Origin of the sequence: Amycolatopsis kentuckyensis (assembly GCF_002155975.1) — a bacterium.
GTDB classification, from domain to species: domain Bacteria; phylum Actinomycetota; class Actinomycetes; order Mycobacteriales; family Pseudonocardiaceae; genus Amycolatopsis; species Amycolatopsis kentuckyensis.
This window is the reverse complement of the sequence record NZ_MUMI01000030.1, coordinates 1-18,448: the sequence shown is the minus strand read 5'-3', so window position 1 is coordinate 18,448 and position 18,448 is coordinate 1. Positions and strand designations below refer to the sequence as shown.

Here is an 18,448-nt window from a genome sequence, read left to right as displayed (position 1 = left end):
CGGAGGGCCCGTTTCACATGGTTGCCGGTCGAGCGCTAGTGCAGCGGGACGGCCTGCGTGTACCCCTTCCAGTACTGCGTCGTGATGTTGCCGCCGTAGTCACAAGTGGACTGGACCACCGGGGAGGTCCCGTTGGAGTTCGCGGCCCCGAGGGAGAGGCACTTCCCGGTCTTCAGGTTGACCACGAACTGCCGGGGGTTCCCGGTGGACGGCGTGGGTGGTGTCGGCGCCGTCCAGATCTGGTTGTTGTCGCCGGCCACGCAGGGCGCCACCACGACCGGTGCGCCGTTGTCCGTGCGCCCGTCGGCCACCTGCAGGCACAGCCCGGCCGTGCGGTCCTTGAGGACGTAGCCCCGCAGCTGGGTCGAGTCGGGCAGGTTGATCAGGACGTTGGCGTCGACCTGGTTCCAGTACCCGTAGCCCCACGACTTGCTGCAGGTCCGGAACTCGGTCGCCGTCCCCGGCTTGGTCACGTTGCCCTTGAGCTGCAGGCACGCGTAGTTGCCGTCGGGACCGCTGGACTCGTTGACGATCATCGGCGTGTACCCCGGCCCGTCGGCCACCGAGTCGATGGCCATGGCGTCGAACGCGACCGCGTCCAGGCCGTTCGCCACCGCCTCGGTGATCGTGTTCAGGTGGACCTTCGGCTGGCCGTAGAACGGGAACACCCCGAGGGTCACCCACTCGTCGTGGTGGTCGGACTGCTTGACCGGCACGTTGACCGGGCCGTTGGCGGTGTCCACCACGTAGACCACGTTCGCGTCCGCGAGGTGGCTCGGGATGTAGACCATCAGCTTGGCCAGCCCGTCGACGCTCGGGAACGTCCAGTTGCCGATCAGCTGCGTCTTGCGGCCCTCGTCGTTGTCCATCCGGGTGTGGCCGTACCAGTAGTGCGCGCCGTAGCCGCCGCCGACCTGGTGCAGGTCGATCTTGGACGACGGGCTCGGGTAGCTGAACGAGAAGTCGCCCCCCGGCATGTTGGCGTGGATCCCCGGCGAGCACTTCCGGACGGCCGGGGTCGCGGTGGTGACGTCGTCGACGACCCCGGCCGAGGCGACGACCCCGGTGTGCGTGGCGTCGTTGTTGTCGCACCGGGGCGGGTAGCTCGCCCCCGCCGGCGGCATCGCGACCCCCGGGTCGTACCGGATGAATTCGAAACCGCAGGTGGCACTGCAGTCCGGCTTCCAGGTCGCGGGGGCCTTGACCCAGCACTTGAGGTCGTACTGCCCGGCCGCGTTGGTGTGTGCGCACGGCCCTGGCTTCTCCCCCTCGAGGCCGTCCGCGTTGGGTTTGTAGGCCTGGCCCCACACGCAGTTGTTGTCGGCGGTGCAGAAGGTCTGCGGCGCGGGCCGGGCGGTGCGGCGGTTGTAGTTCGCCGTTCCCGGTGTGGTGTCCGGTCCGCTCGCGCCGTTCCAGGTCGCGGGGCGGAAGAACGGCACCGACTGGCCGGGGGCCTCGTAGCCCGAGGGCGGGCTGGTCGCGAACCCGAGCACCTTCTCGGGGTACGGCCAGTTCTCGGGGTGCGCGAAGTCCGACGGCTTGGCGCCGAAGTTCGTCCGGTCCACCGGGTAGCGGGGGTTCGCCGGGTTGTTCAGCCAGCCCAGCCCGACGACGTGGTCATCATCGGGCTTCGTGCCGTCGTGGAACCCGGAGTTGTAGGCCCACGTGGCGTAGAACCAGTTCTCGATGCGCATCGGGTCGTTGTTGTTGAGGGTCATGCCGCGCGCCTGCATCTGGTCCCACTTGGAGATCAGGATCGACAGGCCGGAGTCGATGTTGATGTTGTACTGGACGCCGATGGCCCGCTGCTCGACCGGTGCCCGGGGCTGGTCACTGCTACCGGGCTTCGGGTGCCCGGCCAGCCGCATGCCGTCGGTCGTCTGCGAGACGCCGTAGCCGCAGTCGGCCTTGTCCCAGCGGATGTCCCAGTCATTGCTTTCGTTGTCGTCGTAGATTTCCAGGCCGTAGTAGTTGCCGACCAGCGGGTTGCCGTACTCGCCCGCCCAGATGTTGCGCGCGGCCTGCCACAGGTTGGACTCCTGGCCCAGCACGCCCAGCAGGATCTGGGCGGGCACCTTCTTGGCCGGGGTTTGGGTGCGCGCCATGTTCACCGCGTTGTCCGCCTGCCACTCCACTTCGCGCGGGGTCGGCTGGTAGACCTGCGTGCCCGGGTCGTTGCGCGGCACCGAGCAGACGCGGTCGGCGTCGACGGTGTCGTTCCAGCGCGGCTTGAGCGTTTCGCCCGGGTCGACGCCGAACCCGAACGTCTTGCCCGTGCGCAGGCTACGGGTGGCGATGTGCACCGGACGCGGGCGGTGCGGGTCACTCGCCGCCTTGGTGCCCGGCTTGACCGGCGCGAGGACCACCTCGGTGATCGCCGTCTGGCCCAGCGACGAGACCTCGGCGTCCGCCGGCACGTCGAGCTTGGCGAGCGCGCCGGGCAGGGCGGCCACCTCGGCCGGTGCACCGGTGACGAACACCTTGCCGCCGGTGCCCGAGGCGACGCCGACGGAGCCCAGCGGGCCGCTGGCCAGCGTGGGCGCGTCCTGGCGGGCCTGCCGGGACGACGTCGCGCGCCGCACCCGGCTGTCGTTGCCCGCGAGGTCCATGAAGACGACGCCACCCTGGGCGTCGGCGCGGACGTTGAACGGGACGCCGCCGGTGCCGGCCACGATCCGCTGCTTGGTCCCGTCGGTGCCGACCTTGAGCAGGCCCGCGGTGTCGGCGACGACGAACCCGCCGTCGACCGGGGTGGCCGAGGTCGTCTGCCCGGCGAGTTCCGTGCGGGCGCCGAGCTTGCCGGTCGTGGTGTCCACGGTGACGACACCGGTCTTCGGGATCCGGTCGCCGCCTTCCTGCGTCAGGGTGGCGGTCTCCCCTGTACCGCAACCCGGGTTGTAGTACGAAAGCGTCGTGCGGATCGGCAGCTTCGTCACCGCGCCGGTGACGAGGTCGACGACCGCGGTGAGGCCGCCGCGGGAGGTGAGGTCCTCCTTGTTGGTGAAGGTGCGGGGCGCGTAGACGATCACGGCGCGCTGTCCCGACCCGGTGACGCAGCCGTGGCCGATCCACTGGTCGGTCTCGACGCCGGTCACCGTCAGGTCGGCGATCGTGCGCCAGCTGTACCCCGTCTTCGCTTCGGCCGTCAGGACGTGCAGGCCTTCCGCGTCGCCGGTGGTGGTCCAGAGCCGGTCGCCCGAGGCCTGCCAGCCCTGGCCGAGCAACTCGTCGCGCTTCGCGGCCGCGACGACGGGGGGATCGTCGGCGGGAACCGCCGGTCTTTCCTGGGTTGTCTGCTCGGCGGAGGCCGGGGTGGCCGTCACCGCCGGCACCAAGGTGAGGAAGGCCAGCGCACCGAGCGCAGCCTTCCGCCAGCTGGATCTCATCTCTTCCCTTTCCTGCGCGCAGGATGAGCCGAAATATTTCGGGCACGGGGATTTCCGGCGCGCGAAAACGTGGTTTGACGAAGTGCGGATGAAAGTGAGCTACGTCAGCTGCACAGGAACGCGCGGAAAACGAAATCCGTGATTTGCGCTCGGGATGGCCTGCGGTCGGAGAACGACGTCATGAGGAAACCTCGCAGCCTGGTGCGCCGATGCCCTCCCCTGACTCGGCCGCGATCATCAGCGCGAACTCGCGGCAGACAACATCAAACTTCGCAAGGCTATGGAGCGCCTAGCCGCCATTCGGGTGGAAGTCACCGGGGACTAGGCCACTTGGTTGAGAGATTTCCTGTCTGCTTTGTGGCTTTTGTCGTATTATTCGGAGTTGTCCGCTACGGTTTTCGGTGTCAACGCAAAAATGCCCGGCCGGGAAATCCCGGCCGGGCATTTTGTCGAATTGCTTTTTCGTCAGCCTTCTTCCGAACCCGGTGGCCGGGCGAGCCCGTCACCGGGCAGCGGCGGAGTCGACCCGCCCGGAATCGGCCGCGTCGGCCGGCCCGTCCTCGTCGTCTCGGACTCGCTCTCGGTGGGCGTGGACGACGGCGTGTCGGACGGCGTCGAGCTCGGGGTGTCCGACGGCGTCGGCGTGCTCGAGGGCTTCGACTGCGTCGTGGTGACGTCGTTGGCGTCCTTGCCGATCGGCTCGACCTTGTTGAACTTCTCCGGCGGGGCCCCGTCCAGGTAGTTCTTCATGAACTCCTGCCAGATGGGCCCGGGGTAGGTGCTACCGAAGATGGGCTTGTTCTGGTTGTCGTGCAGCGGGACGTTGCCGTTGCCGCCGACCCAGGCCGCCGCCGAGACCGACGGGGTGTAGCCGACCATCCACGTCTGCGCGTTGCGGTCCGCGTAGCTCTTCGGGTCATCGGGCTGCAGGTCGTACTGCTGCGTACCGGTCTTGCCCGCGCACTGGTGGCCGGTCGGGCACTTCAGGTTCGAGTGGGTGATGACCGGGCCGAGGGCCGTGGTCACGTTGCCCGCGATCTGCGCGGTCTTCTGCGCGTCACCGTCGAACGCCGGCTTGGCCTGGTACTTGCTCTCGTCGAACTCGACCTCGTCCTGGGCGTTGGTCAGCTTGGCGACGAAGTGGGCGTCACGCCGCATGCCGTCACCGGCGAACGTGGCATAGCCCGCGGCCATGGCCTCCGGGGTGGCCACGGTCGCGCCACCGCCGAGCGCGATGTTGATGTCCTGGCTCATCTGCGGTGACGTCGGCACGCCCGCTTCGTTGGCCGCCTGGGCCACCCGCGCCGGCTTGGTCACGTTGAGCACCATGTCGTAGAACACGGTGTTCGCGGAGATCTCCATCGCCCTGGCCACGGTGCACTCCGGGCCACAGCTGGAGCTTTCACCCGCGTTGCGCAGCGGGGTCTTGCGGCCGGGGAACATCCGGTTGGAGGACCCGTCGAAGGTGTCGCCGAGGCCCTTGCCCATCTTGAGGTACGCGGTGAGGTCGAACGCCTTGAACGACGAGCCCGGGTTCTGCGGCTTGCTGGCCCAGTCCTCGGCGACCTTGTCCTTGCCGTTTTCGTCCTTCACGATGTCCGGGCCGCCGTAGTACGCGAGGACGCCGCCGGTCTTCGGGCTCACCGCGACCAGCGCGCCCAGGAGTGCTTTGTCGCTCTGGCCCTTCAGCTTGTTCGTGACCGCGTCCTCGGCCGCCTTCTGGGCCTTGGGATCGATGGTCGTGTAGACCTTGGCGCCGGTCGCGTGCAGCCGGGCGCTGTCGTAGCCCTGGGCGGCCAGTTCTTCGTCGATCCGCTGCTGGATGTGGTACGGCATGGACTGGCCGGTGTCCTTGGTGGCCTTCGGGACCGGCGTCGGGAACTGCGCGCTCGCGCGTTCGTCGGCCCGCAGCCACTTGTTGGCCACCATCTGGTCCATCACGTAGTTCCACCGGCGCTGGGCGTACTCCTGGTTCTCCGACTTGCTCGGACCCTGGATGAGACCCGCGAGCAGCGCCGCCTCGGACGGGCTGAGGTCCTTGGCGTCCTTGTTGAAGAAGTTCTTCGCGGCCGCCTGGATCCCGTTCGACGCGCGTCCGAAGTAGACGATGTTCAGGTAGCCCGTGATGATCTCTTCCTTGGACTCCTGGTTGTTCATCTTGAACGACTTGGCCAGCTCGGTCCACTTGCGGGTCAGCGTCGGGGCGTCGTTCTCCGTGGCCTTCTTGATGTACTGCTGGGAGATCGTCGAACCACCGCCCTGGCCGCCGGTCGCCTGGTTGAAGACCGCGCGCAGGATGCCGGTGAAGTCGAAGCCGGAGTTGGTCTCGAACGTCGCGTCCTCGGCCGAGTACACGGCGTGCTTGACGACGTCGGGGATCTCGCCCGGCTTGAGCAGCTGGCGGTCACCGCCCTTGGGCAGTGACTTGCCCATCACCGTCTTGCCGTCGGCGTAGTAGTACGTCACCGGCTGGCTCTGCAGCGCCGCGACGCTCTCCGGCGTCGGCACGTCGACCATGAAGTAGGTGATCACGAACGCGATCGCCGGGACGACGAAGAAGACGCCGACGCACGCGTAGGCGACCCGCCGGATGATCTTCCAGCGGCGCTTCTTCCGCTGCGCCGGGGTGAGGACCTTGCGGCCCTTCTCGTCGAGCTCCTGCTGGGGCTCGACGTCGTCGGCGAACTCGTCGAAACGGTCGTCGTCGTACGGGTCGTAGCCGTCTTCGGTGCCGTTGTGCGCGTGGTGGGTGATGAGATCCGGCTCACGTTCGGGTTCCGGCTCCGGACGACGGCCGGCCGGCGGTGGCTGCCGGAAGCCCTGCGGCGGCGAGCCGGGCGGGCCACCGGGACGGCGGCCGGGCGGCTGGCGCCGGTCGGGCGCGCCGCCCTGGCCGCGGGGCGCCTGCGGGCGTCTTGGCTGGTCAGCGGGCCACTGCTGGCCGCCTTCGTCGCCGGCGGGCCAGGCCGGGCCACCCTGCCGAGGGTTGCCGCGGGGTGGGGTGGCGCGCCGGGGCGACTCACCGGGCCACGCCGGTCCCGCGTCTTCACCCGGCCATGGGGCGCGACGGGGTGCATCTGGCTCCTGGTTCGGCCAGGAGCGGTTGTCGTCGGTCACGGATGGGCCTCCCGGATCAGTACCCGCAGGGGCACTGACCTGCGTGTTGCGGTGTTCGTACGGTGGCTCACCGGCCCGCGGTCCTTCGCGGACCCGCCGGTTCCCCTGTGCCCAGGACGTATGACCGGACCAAGTGGTTCCAGTGGCACGCCCGGCACACTTCGACGTCGTACACGGTGAACTCGGCGAACGAGCCCGCCATCCTGGCCAGCTCTTCGGGGGTCCTGGCCGAGCCCGCGACGTGTTTGAGCTCCTCGCCGTAGACCCAGGACACCAGGGTCAGCGGCTCCTGGCGGCAGATCGGGCAGGGCTGCTCCCCGTCCCGGCCGTGGAACTTCGCCGCCCGCAGCAGGTAGGGGCTCGCGTCACAGGCTTCGTAGCTGCCGACGCGCCCGGAGCGGACTTCGGCCAGCAGCGCGCGGCGCTGCAGCGCGTAGTCCACGACCTGCCGCTGGTTATTCACGAGGACAGAGTACGGGCTCTTTCTGTGACGTCCACGCCCCCTAGCGCCCACCGGCCCGGGACCGGGGCGGACACGCCGGATATTCGATAACTCTCCGGTGAATTTCGGTCCCACTGCGCATGGGGGTTCCGGGTGGCGGAGCCCCCGGCCCGGGGCGGAGCCCCGGAACATCGCGGTATTTGGGCGGGGTTAGCTTCGCCACTCCGATGTATCGGCGCGATATAGTGGCTGAGTAGGTTGGATCGAGGCGCTCGTTCGGAGCAACGCGGGTCGTCTCGGTTTGTTCCCGGAAGGGGGTGCGTGTGCTGGAGTTCGCGATCCTCGGTCTTCTGCACGAAGCGCCCATGCACGGGTACGTGCTGCGCAAGCGGCTGCACGAGACGCTCGGCACGTTCCGGACGTTCTCGTACGGCTCGCTGTACCCGACCCTGCGGAAGCTGCTGCGGGCCGGGTACCTGGTCGAGGAGCTGGACGAGGCCGACGACCGGGCGTGGTCGCGGCGCGGGCGGCGGGTCTACAAGCTCACCGCGGAGGGCAAGGAGCGCTTCGGTGAGCTGCTCGGCGACGCCGGGCCGCAGACCTGGGACGACGAAGGTTTCGGCGTCCACCTGGCCTTCTTCTCGCGGACCCCGGCCGACGTGCGGATGCGGATCCTCGAGGGCCGCCGCCGCCGCGTCGAAGAACGCCGGGAGGGCATGCGGGCGGCGCTGGCCAGGGCCGAAGAGAAGATCGATCGCTACACCCGCGAGCTGCACCGGCTGGGGCTGGAGACCAGCGAGCGGGAGGTGCGCTGGCTCAACGAGCTGATCGCGCACGAACAAGCCGAGCGGCAGGGTCCGGAGACCTGAGCCGCCCGGCCCGGGCCGCAGCGTCGCGGCACCAGACCTACTGAACAGACACGGATGAAGGAGAAACCCCCATGGGCGAGAACCGCCGCGTACGGGTGGCCATCGTGGGCGTCGGCAACTGTGCGGCGTCGCTGGTCCAGGGTGTCCAGTACTACCGCGACGCGGACCCGGCCACCCGCGTCCCCGGTCTGATGCACGTCGACTTCGGCGGGTACCACGTCCGCGACATCGAGTTCGTCGCCGCGTTCGACGTGGACGCCAAGAAGGTCAGCCGCGACCTGTCCGAGGCCATCTTCGCCTCCGAGAACAACACCATCAAGATCGCCGACGTGCCGCCGCTCGGCGTCACCGTCCAGCGCGGCCACACCCACGACGGCCTCGGCCGCTTCTACCGCGAGACGATCGAGGAGTCCGACGAGACCCCGGTCGACGTCGTCGCCGCGCTGCGCGAGGCGCAGGCCGACGTGCTCGTGTCGTACCTGCCGGTGGGCTCCGAGGTGGCCGACAAGTTCTACGCCCAGGCCGCGATCGACGCCGGCGTGGCGTTCGTCAACGCGCTGCCGGTGTTCATCGCCTCCGACCCCGAGTGGGCGAAGAAGTTCGAAGACGCGGGCGTCCCGATCGTCGGCGACGACATCAAGTCGCAGGTCGGCGCCACCATCACGCACCGCGTGCTGGCGAAGCTGTTCGAGGACCGCGGCGTCCAGCTCGACCGGACGATGCAGCTCAACGTGGGCGGGAACATGGACTTCCTGAACATGAAGGAGCTCGAGCGGCTCGAGTCCAAGAAGATCTCCAAGACCCAGTCCGTCACCTCGCAGGTCGACCGCGACCTGGGCAAGGGCAACGTCCACATCGGGCCGTCGGACTACGTGCAGTGGCTCGACGACCGCAAGTGGGCCTACGTCCGGCTCGAGGGCCGCGCGTTCGGCGACGTGCCGCTGAACCTGGAGTACAAGCTCGAGGTGTGGGACTCGCCGAACTCGGCGGGCATCATCATCGACGCCGTGCGCGCCGCGAAGATCGCGCTCGACCGCGGCATCGGCGGCCCGATCCTGTCGGCCTCGTCGTACTTCATGAAGTCGCCGCCGGAGCAGTACGACGACTCGACCGCGCGCGACGCCGTCGACAAGTTCATCCGCGGCGAGGTCGAGCGCTGATCCGCCGCTGAGCAGAAGGCCGTCACCGCTGGTGGCGGCCTTTTTCTCGTGGTGCACTAAACCGGTGGGGTGGGGTGGGCGTTGGCGGGGTGTGAGTGCGAGCGTGGGCGAGAGCGTGCCGGGGGACCTGGGCGCGCCGACGTTCCACGACCTGTTCCGGGAGTACTTCGGGCAGATGACCCGGCTGGCCCACCTGCTCGGCGCGGACGACGCGGAGAACGTCGCGCAGGAGGCGTTCGTCAAGCTCCACCAGCGCTGGGACTCCCTGACCGACCACACGCGCGTGGCCGGCTACCTCCGCACGACCGTGGTGAACATGTCGCGGTCGCGGACCCGGCACCTGCGCGTCGTCCGGCGGGCCCCGCAGGACCGGCCGCCGGACGAGCTGTCGGCCGAGGTCAGGGCGGTGGCCAACTGGGAGCACCAGCAGCTGCGCGCGGTGCTGGTGAAGCTGTCCCGGCGCCAGCGGGAGGTGCTGGTGCTGCGGTACTGGCTGGACCTGAGCACGGCGGCCATCGCGGACACCCTGGGCATCTCCCCGGGCACGGTCAAGGCGACGACGCACCACGCGATGGAGAATCTGCGCAAACACCTGGGGGACGACCTGGGAGGTGAGCGATGACCGACCTCGAACGCAAGCTGGCCGAGACGCTGCGGGAGCAGGCCCGGGAGGTCTCGCCCGACCTCGACACGGCGTGGGCGGAACAGCAGCGCAGGCAGCGACGGCCGGCACGCCGCCGCCGGGCCGCGGTCTGGGGCGCGCCGCTGGCCGCGGTGCTGGTGGTGCTGACCAGCGTGCTGCTGGCCACCAAGCTGAACACGGCCCAGCCCCTGCCGCCCCAGCCCGCGACGCAGCCGGGCCAGGAACTGGTGTTGCCCAAGCCCGAGATCGCGCCGAAGAACCTGGCCGGCGGGGACGAGCCGGTGGCGCTCACCGACTTCGCGGGCCAGACGAACGCGTGGACCTCGTACGCGACCAACCCCGCCGGCCCGGCGGGGCAGCCTTGGTTCTGCGTCGAGACCTACCTCAAGGGCACCACCCACAGCGGCCCCGGCTCGCAGTTCGGCATCGAGTCGCCGTCGTGCGTCCCGTTGTCGGCCGGTGTCGTCCGGGCCGGGTACGTGGGCAAGGACGGCGGCCCGCTGCCGGCGGGCAAGGCCGTCCTCCTCGTCGACGCCACGGTCCGGACCCTGCGCCTCTACGACGCGGCCGGCGACCTGAGCCCGGCGAAGGAGGTCGGCACCCTGGGGCACGACCACCTGTTCGTCGCCGACGTGCAGCCCGGTTCGCCGCCGGTCCGCTACGAGATCAACCCAGACCAAGCGCACCCGGCAAGTCGGTGATCTTGGCCACCACCGCCGTGGCCTGCTTCAGCACCTCGGGATCCGGCGGGAAGTGCGGGTTCGGCACCGCGTACACCGCCATCTTCGCCGCCAGCGCGGACCGCAGCCCGTTCGTCGTGTCCTCCACCGCCGCGCACTCCTGCGGGGGCACGCCCAGCAGCTCGGCGGCTCGCAGGTAGACGTCCGGCGCCGGTTTCCCCGCCCCGACCTGCTCGGACGACACCGCGGCCCCCACCGGCAGGCCCGTCACGTCCAGGAACCCCTTGATCAGGATCACCGGCGACGAGCTCGCGATGGCCACCGGCCACCGCGCCGACACCTGGCGGACGACGTCCACCGCGCCCGGGATCAACGGCGGCTCCGCGGCGTACCGGGCGGCCATCCGCTTGACCACGAGCGTGGCGATTTCGGCCGGCGTGGTGCGGGCGCCCAGCTCCTCCACCAGGTAGCGGGCCCACTCCGGGGTGCTCATCCCCTGCTGCGCCCGGGTCGCCTCCTCGCGCCAGGTGCCGCCGTGCTCGGCGACGACCGCGCGCCGCACCTCGTCCCAGATCCGCTCGGAGTCCACCAGTACGCCGTCGAGGTCGAAGATCACCGCGTCCATGGCCCGAGCCTAACCTGTGAGCGGACTTACTTAGCCACCCTTACTAATTTTTGTTAGCCTAGCTAAGTGACTTCCGCGATCACCGATCTCGCCCATCGGCTGCGGCCGCTGGTCTTCCGGCTCTACCACCAAGTCCGCCGCCAGACCCCGCAGCTGACGCTGACCCTCACCCAGGGTTCGGTGCTGAGTGAGCTGGTCAACGGCGGTCCGCGGCGGATGTCCGCGCTGGCCGAGTTCGAAGGGGTCCGGCTGCCGTCGATGACCGACGTCGTCGGCCGGCTCGAACGGCTCGGCCTCGCGACCCGCCGCCCGGACCCCGCCGACGGCCGTGCGGTGCTGGTCGAAGTCACCGACGAGGGCCTGCGGTTCTACACCGAACTGGTGACGGCTCGCGAGGAGTTCCTCCGCGAGCGGCTGATCGCCATGGACGAAACCGACCGCGCCGCGATCGAAGCCGCCCTCCCGGCCCTCGCGAAATTGCTCGTCGACACCAAGAAGGAGGAACTGATCAGCGATGAGCGCTGAACACCACTCGAGCCTGCTGGACGCGGTCAAGGGCCAGCCCAAGCAGGTGTGGATCACCGCGTTCGCCGCGGTCATCGCCTTCATGGGAATCGGCCTGGTCGACCCGATCCTGCTGTCCATCGCCAAGGGCCTGGACGCGACGCCGTCCCAGGTCACCCTGCTCTTCTCGTCCTACCTCGGCGTCCAGGTCGTCGCGATGCTGGTCACCGGCGCGGCGAGTGCCCGCTTCGGGGCGAAGCGCACGGTGCTGGCCGGGCTGACACTGATCGTCGCGGCCACCGCCCTCTGCGCGGCCGCCGGCTCGATCGAGCAGCTCGTCGGGCTGCGCGCGGTCTGGGGTCTCGGCAACGCGTTCTTCATCGCGACCGCCCTGTCGGTGATCGTCGGCGCCGCGACCGGTGGCCAGTCCGGCGCGATCCTGCTCTACGAGGCCGCCCTCGGCGTCGGCCTGTCGATCGGCCCGCTGCTGGGCGCGCTGCTCGGCAGCATCTCGTGGCGCGGCCCGTTCCTCGGCACCGCGATCCTGATGGCCGGCGCGCTCGTCCTGTGCGCGGCCTTCCTCAAGAGCGACAAGCACGAGCGGCGCGAGCCGATCAAGCTGCTCGACCCGCTGCGGGCGCTGAAGCACACCGGCCTGCTGCGCACCTCCGTCGCCTCGGCGCTGTACACCGCCGCGTTCTTCGCGGTGCTCGCCTGGTCGCCGTTCGTCCTCGGCTGGAGCGCGATCGCCGTCGGCCTGGTCTTCTGCGGCTGGGGCCTGTGCGTCGCCGTCGCCGGGGTCGCCCTCGCGCCGCGGCTGGCCGCCCGGCTCGGTGAGCGGCACGCCGCCGCGGCCGCCGTCTTCGGGTACGCCGTGCTGATGCTGGTCCTCGCCGTGCCGAGCAAGCCGGTGCTGGTTGCCGGGATCATCGTCTCCGGGCTGGTGTCCGGGCTGCTGAACACGCTGTTCACCGGCACCGCGATGGCCATCAGCGACGCGCCGCGCCCGGTCGCCAGCGCGGGCTACAACTTCTGCCGCTGGCTGGGCGGCGCGGTCGCCGCGACGCTGGTCGGGCACGTCGCCGAGTGGTTCGGCTCGCCGCAGGCGCCGTTCGTCGCCTCGGCCGTGCTGTGCGTCGTCGCGGGTGCGCTGCTCTCGCTGCGGGAGAAGACGGCGGACCCGCACACCGTGCCGAAGGAAGCGGTGCTCGTCGGCGAAGAGTTCTGAACTCACGCTGAGCGACGGCCCTTGGACCAAGTGTCCGGGGGCGTCGGCCGTTCAGGGGGCCCGCGCGTGGGCATTGCGAGCAATACACCCGTTGTTCACCTCGATGTCTGGATCGGCTGGTTTTCGGCACATACGGTCGCTTGGTTCCCGAACTCCCACCATGGAGGCGCTGTGCCCGACCGTCTGCTCCCGCTGTTCCCCGCGCACGCGGGTGGACGTTCCCCGATCACCTGCGAGTACCGCTGCGGCAACGCGTGCGCCCACCCGGAGGCGAACGAGACCGACAACGAGTACTTCGGCGACGTCGTCAAGGACATCTCCCGCCGTCGCGTCTTCAAGGCCGGCGCCGTGATGGCCGCCGCCGCGGGCGGGTTCGCCGCGCTTTCCACGGGTACCGCGGCCGCTGCGCCCGCGGACGTCTCGGCGAACGGCCACGGCGGTCCGAAGCCGCGGCCGGTGCCCGGCACCGACTTCACGCCGGTCCCGCCGAACAAGCTCGACGCGGTCAGCATCCCCGACGGCTACGCCCAGCGCGTCGTCGTCCGCTGGGGCGACCCGGTCGTCGCGGGCGCGCCGAAGTTCGACTTCACCAAGCAGACCGCGGCCGCGCAGGCCAAGCAGTTCGGCTACAACAACGACTTCGTCGGCCTGATCCCGCAGGACCCGCTGGGCCTGTCGAACCTGCTCGTGGTCAACCACGAGTACACGACCGAGGTCCACATGTTCCCGGCCGACCAGTACGACCCGGCCAACCCGACCGAGGAGCAGGCGAAGATCGCCTGGGCGGCGCACGGCCTCTCGGTGCTGCAGGCCCGCCGCGACCCGATCCACGGCGGGCTCGAGGTGGTCCCGAGCCGGTACGGCCGCCGGATCACCCTCGACACGATCTTCGAGGTCCGCGGCCCGGCCGCCGGCTCGAAGTTCCTCCAGACCTCGGCCGACCCGACCGGGCGCAAGGTCCGCGGCACGCAGAACAACTGTTCCGGCGGCGTGACGCCGTGGGGCACGGTGCTCTCCGGCGAGGAGAACTTCGACCAGTACTTCGCCAACTCCGACAAGGTCACCGACCCGGTCGAGGCGGCGCGGCTCAAGCGCTACTCCGTCGGCGCCGGTACGAGCACCCGCAAGTGGGAGCGGTTCGACAAGCGCTGGGACGTCTCGCAGGAACCCAACGAGCCGAACCGGTTCGGCTGGGTCGTCGAGATCGACCCCAACGACCCGAACTCGACGCCGATCAAGCACACCGCGCTCGGCCGCTTCAAGCACGAGGCCGCGAACATCAAGATCGCCGCCGACGGCCGCGTCGCCGTCTACTCCGGTGACGACAGCCGCTTCGAGTACATCTACAAGTTCGTCTCGAAGGGCAAGTACAAGCCCGGCAACAGCGCGCACGCGCGGCGGCACAACTCGGCGCTGCTCGACGAGGGCACGCTGTACGTCGCCCGCTTCACCGGTGACAGCCCGGCCGCGGAGATCGACGGCAAGGGCGCGCTGCCCGCCGACGGCGAGTTCGACGGCACCGGCGAGTGGATCCCGCTGGCCAGTGGCAACAAGTCCTTTGTGGACGGGATGACCGCGGAAGAGGTCTATGTCTTCACGCGCCAGGCCGCGGACAAGGTGGCCGCCACGAAGATGGACCGCCCGGAGGACATCGAGCCGAACCCGGTCAACGGCCGGATCTACGCGGCGCTGACCAACAACAGCGACCGCGGCGCGGCGGGCAAGGCCGGCGTCGACGAGGTCAACCCGCGGGTGAGCAACAAGAACGGCCACGTCCTGGAGTGGGAAGAGAACTGCGGCGACGCGGCGTCGACCCGGTTCTCCTGGCGGCTGCTGCTGGTCTGCGGTGATCCCAAGGCGGCGGACACCTACTTCGGCGGTTTCCCGAAGGACCAGGTCAGCCCGATCTCCTGCCCGGACAACGTGGCCTTCGACCGGCACGGCAACCTGTGGGTCGCCACCGACGGCAACGCCCTCGGCGCGAACGACGGCCTGTTCTCGGTGCCGGTCACCGGGCCGGAGCGCGGCCACGTCAAGCAGTTCCTCTCGGTGCCGGTCGGTGCCGAGACGTGCGGCCCGGTCGTGACCGACAACCTGGTGCTCGTCGCGGTCCAGCACCCGGGTGAGAACGCGACGAGCTCGGCGAACCCGACGTCGCACTGGCCCGACGGCGGCACCGCGCAGCCGCGGCCGGCCATCGTCTCGGTGTGGAAGAAGGGCCGCTTCGGGCTGCCCGGCCGCATCGGCGAACGCTGACGCACCGGGCCCGCACCGGCCGAGGTTCACCCTTAAGTGGACGGGTCTCGGCCGGTGCGGGCTCGTTCCGCGCGCCATAGTCGAGAGGTGATCTTCTCGGGGCGCACGGCGGCAGTGGCGGTGGTGGCGATCGCGGCGGCGGTCGTGCCGGCGTCCGCGTCCGTCGCCGAGGACGCGCCGCCGGTCTGCGGCGGCCTCGCTGCGAACCCGAGCGTCGAGCTCACCGCGCGCAACGGCGCCCCGGACGGGTACGTGTTCGCCCCGGCCGCCCCGGTTCCGCCCGGGACGCCGGCCGCGAAGGTGCCGAAGCTGCTGACCGAGCAGGAGTACGCCGTCGACGGGCAGCGGGCGGCGTTCCTCCAGACCCCGGACGGCAAGACCAGCACCGCGTACCAGACCGAGCGGTTCGTCCCCGGCGGCGTCTACGCGCTCAGCGTCTGGACGGCTTCGCGCGCGCCGAGGTACGAACCGGCCACCGGCTTGCGGTTCTACGACGCCACCGGCACGCAGATCCAGGAGACCAAGCTCGTCGCCGACCACTACGCCGGCGACGGCAACCTCGACCGGCAGGACTTCCCGGCGGCGACGGCGCCGGCCAAGGCGACGGCGGTGAAGTTCTTCGCCACGACCACCCTCGACCGGCTGCACTGGGACTGCGTCGACCTCCAGCTCGCGGCGTACTCGGTGAAGAAGGAAGTGCAGAACCCGGCGACCGGGGCGTGGGCGTCGTTCGCGACGGTCACCGCGGGCGAGACCGCGCACTACCGCGTCACCGTGACCAACGAGGGCACCCAGGACCTCACCGGCATCACGGTCCAGGACGGCTGGTGCACCGGCTCGTTCGAGCCGTTCGCGCTGGCCGCGGGCGCGAACCGGCAGCTGACCTGCGACCACCCGGACCTCACGGTGGCCGACAGCGGGCACGTCAACACGGTGAAGGTGACGGGTGTGCACTACCCGGGCGGCACGCTCGGCGACAAGACGGCGTCCGCGACGATCACGGTGCTGCCGCCCCCGGCCGTCGCGAAGATCGGCGACTTCGCCTGGGCCGACCGCAACCGCGACGGCCTGCAGGACCCGGACGAGCCGGGCGTCGCGGGCGTCAAGGTGACGCTGAAGGACGGCGCCGGGGGCACGGTCGGCACCGCGACGACCGACGACAAGGGCAAGTACGGCTTCGAGAAGCTGAAGGACGGCACGTACCAGGTCTGCTTCGCCGTCCCGGCGGACTTCACGGTGACCCGCCGCGACGCCGGCAGCGAAGATCGCGATTCGGACGCCGACCAGGCCGGCTGCACCGCGCCGCGCACCGTGGGCGGCCCGTCCCACGAGGACTTCGCGGTCGACCTCGGGCTGGTGTCGCCGACGAACCGGATCGGCGACTTCGCCTGGACCGACACCGACGGCAACGGCCTGCAGGACGCGGGCGAGCCGGGCCTCGCCGGCGTCAAGGTGGTGCTGAAGGACGCGAGCGGCAAGGAAGTGGCGAGCGTGGTCACCGCCGCCGACGGCTCGTACGGCTTCGACGGCCTGGAGGACGGCACGTACCAGGTGTGCTTCACCGCGGACGGCCACCACCCGGCGGCCAAGGACGCGGCGGACGACACCCGCGACTCCGACGCGGACCCGGCGTCCGGCTGCACGGACCCGCGCCCCCTCGGCACCGGCAAGCGCGAAGACCGCACGGTGGACGCCGGGTTCGCCGCTACGGTGAGGTCATGACGGATCTTCCCCTGGCCCTGGTGACCGGCGCCTCCCGCGGAATCGGTGCGGCCATCGCCCACCAGCTGGCCCCGACCCACCGGGTGCTCCTCGGCGGCCGCGACGCCGACGCGCTGGCCGCGCTGGCGAAGGAGCTCCCGGGCGCGAAGCCGTGGCCGGTCGAGCTGACGGATCCCGCTTCGCTCGCTTCGGCGGTCGCGGACATCTCGTCCCTGGACGTCCTGGTCCACTCGGCGGGCGTCGCGCGCCTGGGCCGCATCGAGGACGCGTCGGCGGCAGCGTGGCGGGACAACTTCGAGGTCAACACCCTGGCGGTGGTCGAGCTGACCCGCCTGCTGCTCCCGGCCCTGCGCGCGGCCCGCGGCCACGTGGTGGTGATCAACTCGGGAGCGGGCCTGAACGCCCGCCCGGGCTGGTCCCCGTACGCGGCGAGCAAGTTCGCGGTCCGCGCCTTCGCCGACGCCCTCCGCGAGGAGGAACGCGACATCCGCGTGACGTCGGTCTACCCGGGCCGCACGGACACGGAGATGCAGCAGGAGATCTTCGCGGGCGAAGGCCGCGAGTACGACACGGCCCATCTGCTCAAGGCGGACTCGGTGGCCACCGCGGTGGCGACGGCGGTGTCAGCCACCCCGGACGCCCACCCGACGGAGGTCATCCTCCGCCCGCGTTAAGTGGGGGAGCTACTCCAGAGCCCGGCTAAACTTCAGGCCCTGCCAGAACTGACACGGTCCCAGCCTGTCGCAGCTCACTGACAACCCGGTCCGCCTGCGTCGCTGGCCCGACTTCAGCGGTCATGCGGAGCACGCTCAAGTTCGCTGATTGTGTAATTGTCGCTGTTCAGGCCCGGCGGTCGCTCGACCTGTGTGATGTGCCTCGCCAGCGATCGCACAGAGATCTCAAGAGTGTGTGGCCAACCACGTGACCATGCCGTAGTGGAGGTCTGACTGTTACCAGCTTATTGCCGAAGCTACTTCTTTTTCTTTTTGCGCTTACCTGGGCCGTGCCATAGTACTGGAATTCCACTATTCGGTTGACTGTTCTTGATTTTCTTTAGATAATCGCGGGTGGTGCGCGTATTCGGGTGTGAAGCGCCAAAGGCTTTTTCTTGGGACGCTAGAACTGCCTTAAGTTCCACTTCTGCGGCACGTCGCCGCCCCATCATGAGATAACTGCTTGCGAGATTGTGGCGGGTGGCGAGGGTGCTGGGATGTTCGTTGCCGAGGATTTGGCGTTGAATCTTGAGGATGGCTTGATATTCGGTCTGGGCGTCGGCGTGGTTGCCGCGGGCCTGGAGCGTGCCGGCGAGACTGTTTCGGGTGGTGAGGGTGTTGGGGTGCTCGTTGCCGAGGATTTGGCGTTGGATCTTGAGGATGGCTTGATATTCGGCTTGGGCGTCGGCGTGGTTGCCGCGATCCCGGAGGGCGCCGGCGAGATTGTGCCGGGTGATGAGCACGCTTGGGTGTTCGTCGCCGAGGACCCGGCGTTCGATCTCGAGAACGGCTTCGAATTCGGCTTGGGCGTCGGCGTGGTTGCCGCGGGCCTGGAGCGTGCCGGCGAGACTGTGTCGGCCGGTGAGGGTGTTGGGATGTTCGTCGCCGAGGACGCGGCGTTGGATCTCTATGATGGCTTGGTATTCGGTTTGGGCGTCGGCGTGGTTGCCGAGGTCCTGAAGCACGCCGGCGAGGTTGTGCCGGGTGGTCAGGGTGTGGGGGTGTTCTGTGCCGAGGACCCGGCATTCGATTTCGAGGATGGCTTGGTATTCGGCTTGGGCGTCGGCGTAGTTGCCGCGGTCTCTGAGTACTCCGGCGAGGTT

Annotated in this window: 15 protein-coding genes; 10 read left to right on the top strand and 5 right to left on the bottom strand. The window is 69.8% G+C overall.

What is annotated here, in order from left to right:
- Nucleotides 1–35: 35 nt before the first annotated feature.
- Nucleotides 36–3,323 carry an RICIN domain-containing protein gene (locus CCN39_RS03290; protein WP_143263929.1) on the bottom strand — a complete coding sequence of 1,096 codons (3,288 nt, stop codon included), beginning with the start codon at nt 3,321–3,323 and terminating at the stop codon, nt 36–38.
- On the opposite strand from CCN39_RS03290, the gene CCN39_RS49195 reads away from it, so the two are divergent.
- A complete protein-coding gene (locus CCN39_RS49195; protein WP_143263927.1) occupies nt 3,313–3,528 on the top strand; it encodes a hypothetical protein in 216 nt (71 codons plus the stop codon). The two genes, CCN39_RS03290 and CCN39_RS49195, sit on opposite strands and share 11 nt — an antisense overlap.
- A gap of 323 nt (nt 3,529–3,851) precedes the next feature.
- On the opposite strand, the gene CCN39_RS03285 is transcribed toward CCN39_RS49195, so the two are convergent.
- Both CCN39_RS03285 and CCN39_RS03280 read right to left on the bottom strand, forming a co-directional pair.
- Nucleotides 3,852–6,503: a transglycosylase domain-containing protein gene (locus CCN39_RS03285; protein WP_143263925.1), complete on the bottom strand. Its 2,652-nt coding sequence runs from the start codon at nt 6,501–6,503 to the stop codon at nt 3,852–3,854.
- 67 nt (nt 6,504–6,570) lie between these two features.
- Nucleotides 6,571–6,966, bottom strand: coding sequence for a DUF5318 domain-containing protein (locus CCN39_RS03280; protein WP_086838324.1), 396 nt, complete (start codon nt 6,964–6,966; stop codon nt 6,571–6,573).
- A gap of 302 nt (nt 6,967–7,268) precedes the next feature.
- Here CCN39_RS03280 and CCN39_RS03275 point away from each other — a divergent pair, with 302 nt between their 5' ends.
- The 4 genes from CCN39_RS03275 to CCN39_RS03260 all read left to right on the top strand — a co-directional run bounded on the left by CCN39_RS03275 (nt 7,269) and on the right by CCN39_RS03260 (nt 10,318).
- A complete protein-coding gene (locus CCN39_RS03275) occupies nt 7,269–7,814 on the top strand; it encodes a PadR family transcriptional regulator (protein ID WP_086679623.1) in 546 nt (181 codons plus the stop codon).
- A gap of 71 nt (nt 7,815–7,885) precedes the next feature.
- Nucleotides 7,886–8,974 (top strand): inositol-3-phosphate synthase, encoded by a 1,089-nt coding sequence (locus CCN39_RS03270; protein WP_086838323.1) that lies wholly within the window; start codon nt 7,886–7,888, stop codon nt 8,972–8,974.
- Nucleotides 8,975–9,077: 103 nt separating this feature from the next.
- Entirely contained in the window at nt 9,078–9,596 is a 519-nt protein-coding gene (locus tag CCN39_RS03265; RefSeq protein WP_086838322.1) for an RNA polymerase sigma factor, read from the top strand.
- Nucleotides 9,593–10,318: a hypothetical protein gene (locus CCN39_RS03260; protein ID WP_086838321.1), complete on the top strand. Its 726-nt coding sequence runs from the start codon at nt 9,593–9,595 to the stop codon at nt 10,316–10,318. The genes CCN39_RS03265 and CCN39_RS03260 overlap by 4 nt, the downstream gene beginning before the upstream one ends.
- Here CCN39_RS03260 and CCN39_RS03255 read toward each other — a convergent pair.
- The gene (locus tag CCN39_RS03255) at nt 10,284–10,922 is read right to left on the bottom strand and encodes an HAD family hydrolase (RefSeq protein ID WP_086838320.1); all 639 of its coding nucleotides are present in this window, start codon (nt 10,920–10,922) and stop codon (nt 10,284–10,286) included. The two genes, CCN39_RS03260 and CCN39_RS03255, sit on opposite strands and share 35 nt — an antisense overlap.
- A 66-nt stretch (nt 10,923–10,988) precedes the next feature.
- On the opposite strand from CCN39_RS03255, the gene CCN39_RS03250 reads away from it, so the two are divergent.
- From CCN39_RS03250 to CCN39_RS03230, 5 genes are all read left to right on the top strand, one after another.
- A complete protein-coding gene (locus CCN39_RS03250) occupies nt 10,989–11,447 on the top strand; it encodes a MarR family winged helix-turn-helix transcriptional regulator (protein ID WP_086838319.1) in 459 nt (152 codons plus the stop codon).
- A complete protein-coding gene (locus CCN39_RS03245; RefSeq protein WP_086838318.1) occupies nt 11,437–12,654 on the top strand; it encodes an MFS transporter in 1,218 nt (405 codons plus the stop codon). The genes CCN39_RS03250 and CCN39_RS03245 overlap by 11 nt, the downstream gene beginning before the upstream one ends.
- Before the next feature lie 171 nt (nt 12,655–12,825).
- The gene (locus CCN39_RS03240) at nt 12,826–14,910 is read left to right on the top strand and encodes a PhoX family protein (RefSeq protein WP_086838317.1); all 2,085 of its coding nucleotides are present in this window, start codon (nt 12,826–12,828) and stop codon (nt 14,908–14,910) included.
- Nucleotides 14,911–14,997: 87 nt separating this feature from the next.
- A complete protein-coding gene (locus CCN39_RS03235; RefSeq protein WP_086838316.1) occupies nt 14,998–16,632 on the top strand; it encodes a DUF7850 domain-containing protein in 1,635 nt (544 codons plus the stop codon).
- Nucleotides 16,629–17,306, top strand: coding sequence for an SDR family oxidoreductase (locus CCN39_RS03230; RefSeq protein WP_086838315.1), 678 nt, complete (start codon nt 16,629–16,631; stop codon nt 17,304–17,306). The genes CCN39_RS03235 and CCN39_RS03230 overlap by 4 nt, the downstream gene beginning before the upstream one ends.
- A 296-nt stretch (nt 17,307–17,602) precedes the next feature.
- Here CCN39_RS03230 and CCN39_RS52860 read toward each other — a convergent pair.
- Nucleotides 17,603–18,448, bottom strand: an 846-nt coding sequence (locus tag CCN39_RS52860; protein WP_143263923.1) for a tetratricopeptide repeat protein, incomplete at its 5' end; no start/stop codon positions are given.

Bases quoted from the DNA above. Each gene is read 5' to 3' on its own strand.
- CCN39_RS03270 (WP_086838323.1), top strand. From the start codon at position 7,886: ATGGGCGAGAACCGCCGCGTACGGGTGGCCATCGTGGGCGTCGGCAAC.
- CCN39_RS03260 (WP_086838321.1), top strand. From the start codon at position 9,593: ATGACCGACCTCGAACGCAAGCTGGCCGAGACGCTGCGGGAGCAGGCC.
- CCN39_RS03255 (WP_086838320.1), bottom strand. From the start codon at position 10,922: ATGGACGCGGTGATCTTCGACCTCGACGGCGTACTGGTGGACTCCGAG.
- CCN39_RS03230 (WP_086838315.1), top strand. From the start codon at position 16,629: ATGACGGATCTTCCCCTGGCCCTGGTGACCGGCGCCTCCCGCGGAATC.
- CCN39_RS03245 (WP_086838318.1), top strand. From the start codon at position 11,437: ATGAGCGCTGAACACCACTCGAGCCTGCTGGACGCGGTCAAGGGCCAG.